Source organism: Pseudochrobactrum lubricantis, assembly GCF_041929865.1.
Lineage (GTDB): Bacteria > Pseudomonadota > Alphaproteobacteria > Rhizobiales > Rhizobiaceae > Pseudochrobactrum > Pseudochrobactrum saccharolyticum.
Map to the genome: position 1 here is coordinate 72807 of NZ_JBHEEE010000002.1, position 13017 is coordinate 85823.

9 protein-coding genes and 1 pseudogene are annotated in these 13017 nt (G+C 49.6%); 3 read left to right on the forward strand and 7 right to left on the reverse strand.

From position 1 onward, the window contains the following. Positions 1-23: 23 nt before the first annotated feature. Both JNC80_RS04830 and hemH read left to right on the forward strand, forming a co-directional pair. Positions 24-1442, forward strand: coding sequence for a cryptochrome/photolyase family protein (locus JNC80_RS04830; RefSeq protein ID WP_376709682.1), 1419 nt, complete (start codon positions 24-26; stop codon positions 1440-1442). 178 nt (positions 1443-1620) lie between these two features. Further along, positions 1621-2667 (forward strand): ferrochelatase, encoded by a 1047-nt coding sequence (gene hemH, locus JNC80_RS04835; RefSeq protein WP_022709068.1) that lies wholly within the window; start codon positions 1621-1623, stop codon positions 2665-2667. Positions 2668-2788: 121 nt separating this feature from the next. Here the strand turns inward: hemH and JNC80_RS04840 are convergent. The 7 genes and pseudogenes from JNC80_RS04840 to JNC80_RS04870 all read right to left on the reverse strand — a co-directional run. Continuing rightward, a pseudogene (locus JNC80_RS04840) lies at positions 2789-3368 on the reverse strand (DDE-type integrase/transposase/recombinase); the annotation flags it as partial. 61 nt (positions 3369-3429) lie between these two features. After that, positions 3430-3759 (reverse strand): ribose-phosphate pyrophosphokinase-like domain-containing protein, encoded by a 330-nt coding sequence (locus JNC80_RS04845; protein WP_213598587.1) that lies wholly within the window; start codon positions 3757-3759, stop codon positions 3430-3432. Between the two features lie 80 nt (positions 3760-3839). Beyond that, positions 3840-6230: a phosphoketolase family protein gene (locus JNC80_RS04850; RefSeq protein WP_376709684.1), complete on the reverse strand. Its 2391-nt coding sequence runs from the start codon at positions 6228-6230 to the stop codon at positions 3840-3842. A 16-nt stretch (positions 6231-6246) separates the two neighbouring features. Then, positions 6247-7431, reverse strand: a complete 1185-nt coding sequence (locus JNC80_RS04855) for an acetate/propionate family kinase (RefSeq protein ID WP_075655965.1) — start codon at positions 7429-7431, stop codon at positions 6247-6249. 62 nt (positions 7432-7493) lie between these two features. After that, positions 7494-8606: an ABC transporter permease gene (locus JNC80_RS04860; RefSeq protein ID WP_376709685.1), complete on the reverse strand. Its 1113-nt coding sequence runs from the start codon at positions 8604-8606 to the stop codon at positions 7494-7496. 1 nt (position 8607) lies between these two features. Next, positions 8608-11391 (reverse strand): ribosome-associated ATPase/putative transporter RbbA, encoded by a 2784-nt coding sequence (rbbA, locus tag JNC80_RS04865; RefSeq protein WP_213599988.1) that lies wholly within the window; start codon positions 11389-11391, stop codon positions 8608-8610. 2 nt (positions 11392-11393) lie between these two features. Continuing rightward, positions 11394-12473 carry an HlyD family secretion protein gene (locus JNC80_RS04870; RefSeq protein ID WP_083647043.1) on the reverse strand — a complete coding sequence of 360 codons (1080 nt, stop codon included), beginning with the start codon at positions 12471-12473 and terminating at the stop codon, positions 11394-11396. Between the two features lie 291 nt (positions 12474-12764). Here JNC80_RS04870 and JNC80_RS04875 point away from each other — a divergent pair, with 291 nt between their 5' ends. Next, positions 12765-12989 (forward strand): hypothetical protein, encoded by a 225-nt coding sequence (locus JNC80_RS04875; protein WP_139316401.1) that lies wholly within the window; start codon positions 12765-12767, stop codon positions 12987-12989. Positions 12990-13017: the final 28 nt, after the last annotated feature.

Here is a 13017-nt window from a genome sequence, read left to right on the forward strand (position 1 = left end):
TCTCTTAGCTCTCAGGATTTTCTATGAAAAATCATAGTCTTATATGGTTGCGCAATGATCTTAGAATGCAAGATAATCCGGCACTTGATGCGGCATTGTTAGCGGGCGGATCTGTTACAGCCGTTTATATCCATGAGGAAACAGGAATTTCGCGCTGTCCTGGCGGCGCTGCGCGATGGTGGCTTGAGAGAAGCCTTGAAAAATTTGCTGCGCAATTGGCGCAAAAAAATATCGAATTAATAATTGAGACAGGTGATCCGGCGATTATCATAGAACATATCGTAACAACGGAGCATGTTAAAGCTGTCTTCTGGAACAGGCGTTATGCGCATACAGAGCGTGAATGCGACGCAGATATAAAACATAACCTCAAAGGCAAAGGTATCCATGTTGCCTCATTCAGGGGTAATTTATTGATCGAACCTTGGGAGGTTATGACTGGAAACGGTGACCCCTATCAGGTTTATACACCCTATGCCAAAGCCTTGCGCCGGCAAGGTGTTCTTCAGCCTCGTGCTATATCGGCTCAGATGGCAGCCTCCAGAAATTGCGTGCAGCACCAGCCGGTTATGATTTATAAACAAACGCACTGGGCACACACAATTGCCCAGCATTGGCAAACCGGCGAGGAGGTGGGTTACCAGCGTTTGACCGTATTTTTGAAAGATCTGGTCCGGTCTTATGCGGATGACCGCGACTGTCCTTCTCTTGACGGCACTTCAAAACTTTCGCCTTATATGCGCTTCGGGCAGATGAGTGTGCGCCAGATATGGCATGAAGTTGTTCAGTTCGCGCAGCAGCATCCGCATGTGGCAAATGGTGCTGATAAGTTTTTGTCCGAGTTGATCTGGCGTGATTTCCATTACCATCAACTTTATCACAGAGCAGATATTACCACGCATGATATGCGCCCGACACTTGAACCAATTGAGTGGCGCAAGGATCCCGCATCTTTCATTGCATGGACAAAAGGACAGACCGGCATACCGATTATTGATGCTGGAATGCGTCAATTGTGGGCAACAGGATGGATGCATAATCGTGTCAGAATGCTTGTGGCGTCATTTCTGACGAAAAATCTTATGATCGACTGGCGTCTTGGGGAAGAGTGGTTTTGGGATACGCTGGTTGACGCTGATGTGGCCAGCAATCCGGCCAGTTGGCAATGGGTTGCGGGATGCGGGATGGATGCTGCCCCGTATTTTCGGGTTTTTAACCCTGTGGTGCAAGGAAAACGCTTCGATCCAGAAGGTGATTACGTGCGTCAATGGGTGCCTGAACTGCGCTTATTGCCCTCAAAATGGATGCACAGTCCGGGGCAAGCGCCTGCTGATGTCTTGCGCGGAGCAAAACTGAAATTGGGCACCGATTATCCGTTGCCGATTGCGGATATTGCAGAAAGCCAGAGGTTCTTCAAGATGATTATGAAGAACGAGATTTAGAGCATAAAGCCTTATTCTGATTTCAGCTTAAGGTCGATTTTACGTAAATTTTAGTATGTCAGATGGGCGCACGGCACTCTGATTGTAATTATGCGTATTTTCCGGTGATCCGTTTTGTTCAGGCAAACGTAAAGGATGGTTAGATAGTTACTTAACCAAAAAATCGGATGTATTTTCAGTGAAACATAGTCTTGTTTATAATGGCAATCCCGTACAACATCCTGATGTCAAAAACGGGAAAATCGGGGTTTTGCTTATTAATCTCGGCACACCTGAAGGGACAGACTACAAGTCACTTCGTGTTTATCTCAAAGAGTTCCTGACGGATAAACGGGTTATAGAATGGTCGCCTTGGAAGTGGTACCCAATTCTATTTGGCATTGTGCTCAATACGCGGCCGCAGAAGGTTGGCAAAGCCTATAAATCTATCTGGAATAACGAACTGAATGAAAGTTATCTTCGTACATTCACCAGAAATCAGGCAAGTCTTATTGCCGAGAAATTCAACGATAATGATAACATTATCATCGATTGGGCTATGCGCTACGGCAACCCTTCCATTGCAGACCGCATAGATGCACTGCAACGTGCCGGATGTGAGCGTATTATTATTTTCCCTCTTTATCCTCAATATGCGGCGGCTACAACAGCATCGGTTAATGATGCGGTGTATCGCAAATTATTAAATATGCGCTGGCAACCCGCCATAAGAACAGTGCCGCCTTATTATGATGATCCTGTTTATATTGACGCCTTGTATAATTCTGTAACTCAACACCTGAGCACTATTAGTTGGACGCCTGAGGTTATTGTAGCCTCTTTTCATGGCATTCCGCAGAACTACTTTGATAAGGGCGACCCTTATTATTGTCACTGTATGAAGACAGCTCGCTTACTGCGTGAAAGATTGGGCATGTCAAAACAGCAATTGATTGTTACCTTTCAGTCTCGCTTTGGGCCAGAAGAGTGGATTAAGCCCTATACAGACAAAACAATTCAGTCACTGGCTGAAAGTGGTGTTAAAAAAATCGCGGTTATTACCCCAGGTTTTGTTTCCGATTGTTTGGAAACACTGGAAGAAATTGCGGTGGAAAATCGGGAGTACTTTATGGAACACGGTGGGGAAGAATACACTTTTATACCATGTCTGAATGATAGTGAGGCGGGAATAAAGGTATTGGAATCTGTTCTATTAAAAGAAATGTGCAGTCTAGATCGGGTGTAAATGTAAAATTTATTCAGATTCCTATCTAGCAAGGTATCGTGATTTTTAGCGGCTTGCTCCGATGTTAAACAGACAATTGTAGACTGCATCAGGCAATCTTGCCTTCCTTTCAATCGTGTTCTACTTTGCGCCAAACACATTCTCTATCAAGTCGATTAGAAAAGCTATCAGCTAGATCAATATCGTGACAATTCCCAAGCCGGCTCATACTGTGCAGAAGTTGTGCTGTTTCAGGAATGAACCCAGTTCATACTTGTAAACAGGGAGCCTTGGTCGGAATGAATCAGTACTAGCTCTTTTGGTATACGTCGCCACACGACAATCCAAAAAGCCTGTAAGACCAGGTCTGTGGTTTGGTGCGATTGTATTGAACAGCCAATAAAACGTCTGTCAAAATGTCGACTACGACAGCCAGAATAGCACCGTTCACATATGTTTTGATGTAGCCAATCTAAGCTACGATACCTGCCAGTCGAGTCAGTCTCGCAACTCGGTTTGGACAGCAAGTCCACTCCTGATCTCTGACAATTGATCATCCTGAGCAGCTGCTTTCTCAGGGGCGTTGTAATGCTTCATCCAGCTATAAAGTGAATGAGTGCTTACGCCCAAGCGACGCGAAACATCTGCTACGGAATAACCGCGCTCAGTTATTTGTTTAACAGCATCAATTTAAATTCGTCGGTGAAATTAGCTTTACTCATCGTAAGCTCTTTACCTTTTTTAAAGTCACAAGGTGTCTACAAATCTAGGGTTATTCAATGATCACATCACCGGATTTGAAGCGTTTGTCCTGTCGCAATAGGCCAGAAAGGGGGGGGGCCAGATTGACAGAACGGTCTTTAAACTCGCGAGCTGCATCCGCCGCAAAAAATCACGATAGGAAGTTATGATTGGGATGTGCCGTGTGTAGATGAGATCCACATCGCGGCCTTCCACATCATCAAGAAACCGCAGATAACTCTCACCGTCCGGAAAATTGCGGGTTTCCAGCGATCCAAGCTGATAATTACCTGCGGCGGCAATCGCGCGTGCCAGATCTTCATTGCCGAACAGAGGAATGGTCAGACGTTTCTCAGCAGAGTGCAGAGCCATATTAACATATCCATTCACTGTTCATCAGAATAAAACTCAAAGACCGGAGGGGTATGTACCGCTCCGGTAAATATCTGCAATCAGCTCTTGGCTACGCGGCTATGCGGCCATTTCCAGTCACGGATTTCCGGCATATCCTCACCATACTCACGCACATAGTCATGATGCTGCTGAAGCTTTTTTTGAAGATACGCGATAATCGGGTCTGCTATACCGGCAGCCAAAGGTAGACGGTTAAGCGCTTCAATCGCCAGATTATAACGATCAAGTTCGTTCATCACAGCCATATCAAAGGGCGTTGTGGTTGTGCCTTTTTCGATAAAGCCACGCACATGGAAGTTCGGATGGTTGGTGCGCTTATAAACCAGCCGGTGGATCAGATACGGATAGCCGTGATAAGCGAAAATTACCGGACGATCAGTGGTGAAAAGCGCATTAAATTCACTGTCGGCAATACCATGCGGATGATGCTGCGGTGATTGCAGCGCCATCAGATCAACAATATTGACTACGCGGATGCGCAAATGCGGCAGCGCTTCACGCAACATTGCGGCGGCGGCCAGAGTTTCCATGGTCGGTACATCACCGGCGCAAGCCATCACCAGATCAGGCTCCATACCATCTTCGCTGCCTGCCCAATCCCATTTACCAAGACCGGCCTCACAATGCTTTTCTGCTTCATCCATGGTTAGCCATTGTGGTGATGGCTGCTTACCGGCAACGATCACATTCACACGGTTCCATGTTTTGAGACAGTGGTCACCCACCCAAAGCAGTGTATTGGCATCCGGCGGGAAATAAACGCGGACAATATCGGCGCTCTTATTGGCGACCAGATCGACAAAACCCGGATCCTGATGGGAGAAGCCGTTGTGGTCCTGCCGCCAGACATGGGAGGTCAGCAGATAGTTGAGCGATGAAACCGGTTTGCGCCATGGCAGTTCGCGCGCGACCTGCAACCATTTGGCATGCTGGTTGAACATTGAATCCACAATATGGATAAAGGCTTCATAGCAGGAGAAGAAGCCGTGACGACCGGTCAGCAAATAGGCTTCCAGCCAGCCCTGACACAAATGCTCACTGAGCACTTCCATCACGCGGCCGTCGGCGGCCAGATGATCATCACTGTTTAGCGTTTCAGCCATCCAGACGCGGTCGGTTGCCTCAAAAACACTGCCAAGGCGATTGGACGCCGTTTCATCTGGCCCGAAGACACGGAAGTTTTTATCCTCATCATTGAGGCGGAGGACATCGCGCAGATAATCACCAAGGATTTTGGTGGTTTGTTCCTGTACCGCACCCGGCACGCTAACATTGACTGCATATTTGCGGAAATCGGGTGTTTTCAGGTCTTTACGCAGCAAGCCACCATTGGAATGCGGAATAGCGCCCATGCGTTTTTCACCGCTTGGTGCGAGCGCGCGCAATTCCGGTTTCAGCTTGCCGCTTGCGTCAAACAGATCTTCGGGATCATAGCTGCGCATCCAGTCTTCAAGGATTTTGCGGTGGGCATCATCTGCGCGGCAATTGGCAACCGGCACCTGATGGGAGCGCCAATGGTTCTCCACCATTTTGCCGTCAACCACTTTTGGCCCTGTCCAGCCTTTGGGGCTGCGGAAGATAATCATCGGCCAGCGCGGACGCTCCGGAGATTTAAGATCGGCTTGCTCTTTAATGGCTTTGATACGATCAAAAGCACGGTCAAAAGTTGCAGCCATCAGTTGGTGCATGGCTTCCGGCTCGTGGCCCTCTACGAAAAATGGTTCATAGCCATAGCCTGTGAAAAGGCTGTACAAGTCTTCATCTGACATACGAGCAAGCAGGGTCGGATTAGCGATTTTATAGCCATTCAGATGCAGGATCGGCAACACCGCGCCGTCGCGCTTCGGGTTGAGGAATTTGTTAGAATGCCATGCAGCCGCCAAGGGGCCGGTTTCGGCCTCACCGTCACCGACAACACAGGCAACGACGAGATCGGGATTATCAAAAGCTGCGCCATAAGCATGCACAAGCGCATAGCCAAGCTCGCCTCCTTCATGGATGGAACCCGGAGTTTCCGGTGCCACATGGCTTGGAATACCGCCCGGGAACGAGAACTGGCGGAAGAGTTTTTGCATTCCGTCAACATCTTCGGTGATATCGGGATAGGTTTCCGTATAAGTGCCTTCCAGATAGGTATTCGCCACCATGCCAGGGCCACCGTGACCGGGGCCGCAGACATACAGCACATCTTTGTTGCGCTTTTTAATGATGCGGTTGAGATGTACATAGATGAAGTTCAAACCGGGTGTAGTGCCCCAATGGCCGAGCAAACGCGGCTTGACATGTTCAGGTTTTAAAGGCTCACGCAGCAGCGGATTTTGCATCAGATAAATCTGCCCGACGGAGAGGTAATTGGCCGCGCGCCAATAGCGGTCGGTCAGTTTCAGCTGATCCGGAGTAAGCGGCTGGGCGCCAGTCTGATTATTCATTCCAAAATTCCTTAACTTATTGGGAGGATTGGTTTAAAACAGTGAGGGTTTCCGCAGCAATCACTTGCTCTTCATCAGTTGCGAGCATGAAAGCCGCGATTTTGCTTGATTGTGTACTAATGCGGAAAGCATTTTTATCATTGGCCGCACCATCCAGTTCGACGCCCAGCCATTGTAATTTTCTGGCAATATGGGCGCGGATTTCGGGCTGATGTTCGCCAATACCTGCGGTGAAAATAATGGTATCCAACCCGCCAAGGCTGGTCGCCTGACGACTGATTTCACCGGCAATGCGTGTGGTGAAGAGATCAATAGCTTGCTTTGCTTCAGGTGCCTCACTTGCCAACAAGTCACGACAATCTCCGCTGATGCCGGATACACCGAGCAGACCGGAGCGATGATAAAGCATATCAGTCAACCCATCGGCGTTAATATTCTGCTGGCTCAACAGATGCAGCAGCACACCCGCATCTAGATTTCCGCAGCGCGTTGCCATCGGAATACCGTCCAGCGTGGAGAAACTCATACTGGTATCAACGCTTTTGCCTTCTCTAAGTGCGCAAAGGCTGGCGCCGCTGCCAAGATGGGCAACAACAAGTTTCTTACGGCCTAAATCCGGGTCAAGCTCGTTAAAATGTTGTGCAATGGATTGATAAGAGAGTCCGTGAAAACCATAGCGCTTGATGCCTTGGTCATGCATTTCCCGCGGAATGGCAAACCGGCGGTTCACATCCGGCATGGTGCGATGGAAGGCTGTATCAAAAGAGGCTGTTTGCAAAATATTAGGGAAAAGTTGGTGGATCGCTTTAATCAGCGCCAGACTTTTAGGCTGATGCAACGGCGCATAGGCCGACAAATCGTCAATGGCCTGAATTGAGCGTTCATCAATCAATGCAGGACCAGTAAAAACATCGCCGCCATGCACCACACGGTGACCAATGGCTTTGATACGGGTCAGGTCTATATGCGCAGAAAGCTTATCGAAAACCTCGCTCAACACGCTGACTATATCCGCAGAAGCCTCAGATTGCAGTTGCAAATCCAGCCGTTCTTTGCCGCGCTCCATATGAAAACTCAAAGGAGACGCGGCAAAATCAATGCCAGCCTTAGCGGATTTATGCAAAGACGAGCCGTTCCATTCAAAACTGCCGATTTTGACGGTCGATGATCCTGTATTGAATGTGAGAATTAAATCATTCATTCCAAGTCTTTCCATAATCAACAGCTTTGCAGGAAAAGTGAGGCAGGCTTTATTGTGTCAGCTCACCTCAGGAAGTTACGGAAACGTTTGAGTGCGAAGAAGAAGAGCACGGAACCGATAATCATGAGGGCGAGGAACTGCGGCCAGACCACGCTTAATCCTGCACCGCGGAACAGCACCGATTGCGCGAGAATCACAAAGTGCGTGTTTGGTGCTGCCAGCATGATATTCTGAATGATTTCCGGCATGCTCTCACGCGGTGTCATTGCACCGGAGAGAACCTGCAACGGCAGCAGGATCAGCACAATCAATAGTCCGAATTGCGGCATGGAACCGGCAATGGTTGCTAGATAAATGCCGAGACTGGTGGTGGCAAAAAGCTGGAGTGCCACCCCGAGCAGGAACAGGATGATCGATCCATTGATCGGTACCGACAGCACACCTTTGACGATGAACAGCAAGGACATTGCCGTGGCAACCAGCACCACAAGCCCCATAGACCAGACCTTACTGATCATGATCTCGATCGGGGTGACCGGCATCACCAGCAGATGTTCAATCGTGCCATGTTCACGCTCGCGAATGAGTGCCGCACCGGTCAGGATGATTGACAGCATCGTCACCGAGGCAATCACGTTGGTAACCGCACCGAACCAGCCTTTGTTCAGATCCTGATTGAAGAGCGCACGCAGGTTCTGCGCGACCGGCATTTTAGTGGCACTGCGATAATGATTGAGAAACTCGCTCACCTCATTGGTCACAATGGCCTGCACATAGCGCCCGCCGCTGAAGGCCTGACTCATACGCGTCGCATCAATATTCAGCTGAATAGTCGGATTGCGTCCGGCCAGAAGATCACGCTGGAAGTTCGGCGGAATATCCAGCGCAAATGTATCCAGACCGGTATCCATGCGCTTGTCCATCTCATAAGTGGAGATGAGTTTCGGCGGCACAAAATAAGGCGGATAAAATGCGGTGGTAATCCGGCCGGAGATCGGGGACTGATCCTCATCAATAATTGCGATCGCCGCATTGTTTAGGTTTTCCGGCATTGCTTTGGAAGCCGTATAGATTGCCAGTGTGAACGCATAAACAATCAGGATCATCAGCATCGGATCGCGGGCAAGACCGCGTAGCTCCTTGATGCCAAGACGGAATATATTGGAAATCCTCATCTCAGCGCGCCTGTTTCTTGAGAAGAACAATACCCAGCACCATCAGCACCGGAATGGTTATCAGCAACATCAGAAAAGGCATGCCCAGATCAGAGAAGCTGAGCGCTTTCGAGAACGTCCCGCGCGAGATGGTGGTGAAGTAGGTTGTCGGATAAATCTGACCGATCAAAGCCCCTGCACCACGCAAAGAAGAAACCGGATCAATGATACCCGAATATTGCACGGCAGGTATCAACGTCATCAAGGCGGTGCCGAAGATAGCGGCGATCTGACTGTTCATGAAAGTGGAGAGCACCAGCCCCATGCCTGTTGTGATAATCACATAGAGCAAGGCAGCCGTTGAATAGGTCAGAAAACTGCCGGTAAACCGCACCTGAAAGATGAACACTGCGAAGGCGGTCAGCATCAGGAAGTTGAAGAAAGCCAGCCCGATATAAGGCAGCTGCTTACCCATCAGAAACTCGAATTTCGTGACCGGTGTCACGTAGAAATTGATAATCGAGCCCAGTTCTTTTTCGCGCACAACACTCAGCACCGAGAGCATGGCCGGTATAACCAGCAGCAACAGCGGAATAACCGCTGGCACCATGGCTACCAGACTTTGCACATCCGGATTATAGCGATAGCGGATTTCCATATTGAAACTGGTGAGGGCCGTGGTGTTGCCATAGAGCTCGCGGGCTTTTTGCGACAACCAGTTGAGATGCGTGCCCTGCACATAACCCTGAATGGTTTCTGCCCGCGTCGGCATTGCACCGTCAATCCATGCGCCGACTTCAACAGGACGTCCATGTTCGACATCGCGGGCAAAGTTCGGTGGTATCTCAATCGCCAGACTGATCTCGCCGTTTCGCATGCGCCGGTCGAGATCGTCATAATCAAGGATCGGATCTTTTTCGATAAAATAGCGTGAGCCGGAGAATTGGAGGATATAGTCACGACTGATCGTTGTGTCGTCGCGGTCAATCACTGCAAAACTTAAGTTATTCACGTCGAGATTGATACCGAAACCGATCACAAACATCAGGATAACACTGCCAAGCATTGCCAGTGTGGCGCGGATCGGATCGCGCCGCAGTTCTAGCGTTTCGCGTCTGGTATAAGCGAGCATACGGCGCAGATCAGGCATCCAGCTTGCAGACGGAGCCGGAAGCTCTCGTACCCGTTTTACTGTTTGTGCTGTCTGTTCTGCAACTGCTGTATGGGCAGGTTGCGGCGCAGGTGCGGTTTCGCCAATGGCATCTTCAAGATAGCCGATGAACGCCTCTTCCAGTGTTGCTGCCGAACAGCTGGCAGTGATTGCAGCCGGTGTATCACTGATCAACACTTTACCGGCATGCATCAGGGAAATCCGGTCACAAAGCTCTGCTTCATTCATGAAGTGGGTGGAGACGAAAATCGTCACATTATCCTTGCGCGAAAGATCGGCGAGGATTTGCCAGAAGGCATCACGTGCCACCGGATCAACACCGGAAGTCGGCTCATCGAGAATGAGAATATCCGGCTGATGGATCAGGGCGACCGCGAGAGACAAACGCTGACGGATACCGAGCGGCATATCATCCGGATAAATATCCATCATCTCGGTCAGATCGAAACGCTGTGAAAGCTCTGTAATACGCTGTTTGGTTCTGGCCTCTTCCATGCCGAATAATTTGGCGTGGAGTTCCAGATTGTGATGCACAGTCAGTTCTGAATAGAGCGAGAAAGCCTGTGACATATAGCCGACACGACGGCGGATATCGATATCTTTGGTATCAACTTCACGGCCAAACAGGCGGGCAATACCATCACTTGCAGGCAGCAAGCCGGTCAGCACTTTCATGGTCGTGGATTTGCCGCAACCATTGGAGCCGAGGAAGCCGAAAATCTCGCCGCGCGGAATACGGAAGCTGACATTATCAACGGCTGTGAACTTACCAAAACGCACGGTGACATGCTCGGCTTCAATGGCAATATCCGTGATGCTTTCATCACGCGGCGGGATCACCACCTTATGATGGTCTTGGCGCAGTTCTTCCGGCAATAAGGCGATAAAGGCATCATCCACATTCGATGTGCCGGTTTGTTGCATCAGCTCTTTTGGTGTGCCACTGGCGAGGATCTGCCCGTCATTCATAGCAATAAGCCAGTCGAAACGCTCGGCTTCTTCCATATAGGCCGTGGCAACAATCACGCTCATACCCGGGCGATCTTTGCGGATATCGTCGATCAGCTCCCAGAACTGGCGGCGCGACAGAGGATCAACGCCGGTGGTCGGCTCATCAAGAATCAGCAGGTCAGGATCATGGATCAGCGAACAGCAAAGACTGGTTTTTTGCTTCATCCCGCCGGAGAGTTTGCCGGCAGGACGATCCGCAAAGGGCGACATGCCGGTGCGTGCCAGCAAATCCGTAATTCGGCGCTCACGTTCATGCTTGTTATGGCCGAATAATCTGCCGAAGAATTCAATATTCTCAAAGACCGACAGGGTCGGATATAGGTTTTTACCCAGCCCTTGCGGCATATAGGCAATACGAGGAAAAGCGGACTGGCGATGGCGCTTGTCAGCAATATCCCCGCCCAGCACGTCAATGCGCCCTTGCTGCATAATACGCGCACCAGCAACCAGTGACAGCAAGCTGGATTTCCCCACACCGTCAGGGCCAATGAGGCCGATCATGCGACCAGTCGGAATATCCAGCGTCAGATCACACAGGGCTTGTTTGGCGCCATAGGTCAGGCTGACATTCTGTATGCGGACGACAGGTTCATCGTCCGCGCTGTTATCGCTCGCCAGATCCATGTTCATTGTACAGGTTCCGCAAGGTTCTGTGGCCATGTGGCTTCAGAGTTCAGCTTAACATAGACAGTGCCCGGCAGACCGGTTTTGACCTGCTGAATATGTTTTTGCAGCAGTTCCTGCGGGATTTTGGCTTTTACGCGAAACACCAGCTTCTGGCGCTCTTCTTCCGTTTCAACGGATTTCGGCGTGAACTGGGCAACGTCGGCAACAAAACTGATTTTGGCCGGAATAACAAATTGCGGTGCAGCATCCAGAACGATACGGGCTTCAGCACCGATTGCGACCTGTCCGGCCTGTGCAGTTGGCAGGAAGAACGTCATATAAACATCGCTCAGGTCAACCAGATTGAGCACACGGCCACCGGCAGCAATCACTTCACCCGGCTGGGCAATACGATATTGAACGCGACCCGGTTTGGGTGCTTTCAAACTGGCATCATTGATCTCAACGGCAATTGTTGCAATCGCGGCTTTAGCAGCATCAACGGCTGCTTCCGCATCAACAACCTGCGCTTTGGCGGCGCTAATACCGGCTTCAGTTGCTGCCAGCTGCGCTTTGGCAGCACTTACGGCCGCTTCAACGCCACGGGCATTGGCACGGTCATCATCGAGAATTTGCTGGGAGACAGTACGGGATTCATTCAGCTGCTGCGAGCGTATCAAGCGGCGCTGCGCGGCATCTAGTTGTGCTTCGCGTTGTGCGATGATGGCAGCAGCTGCTTTTTGTTCTGCTTCACGCTGTGCTACAAGGCTACGGGTTGTTTCAATACTGATTTCTGCACGGCGCAACTGTGCTTCAGCCTGACGACGCTGGCTTTCGGCCTGATCGGTATCCATCTGCGCCAGAACATCGCCGGCATTCACAAAATCACCCTCATCCGCCAGAATTTGACGAATACGACCGGCACTTTTGGTGGAAATGTCGACCTCAACGGCTTCAATACGTCCATTTCCGGAGGCAATGCCTTCGGGTAGGTTGTCATTATTCAGTTGTTGCCATGTATAATATCCGCCTCCAGCAAGCAGGACTGTAACGACAACAAAAGTGTATTTCTTAAACCGAATCAATTTGCTTTTGATCATTTACTATGCCTGAGTTTATATGAAACTTTGTCTATGAGGTGTTATATGAATCAATAAATGTCATTGATTGCAGTCAATACTGTTTATTTCTTTTTGTTGTAATAAAAGTTACATTCTGCCCCAAAAAGCATCATTTTTTATTTATGTTGGTTCCAGTCTAAATCGGACAATATCTGTGCTATTATGGATTGAGTTTCTTCTTTTTTGACGCATGACGTGATCCTAGGCAATAATGGAAGCGATATTTGGATTTGAATTTTGCAAGACCAATTAAAGGCCAAGGTAGATCAAATGATTGCCGATCTGGACTTTAATGGCGCAATGACCTTCGCCGAACAGCATACAGCGAGTCGTGCGACTCTACATAAACGTCTTGAACTTGAACCTCAGGAGGAAGTTCTTATTGTTGTGACTGAAGTCAGTGGATGGCCAGTTACTCGACATGTCGATCTCTATCCGCGCACCCTTACTCGAATTGAACAATCCAACAACAAGCTTGCCCATTTGTGCGATTGAACGGGCTGTACAAGCGCGGAACGGTTCA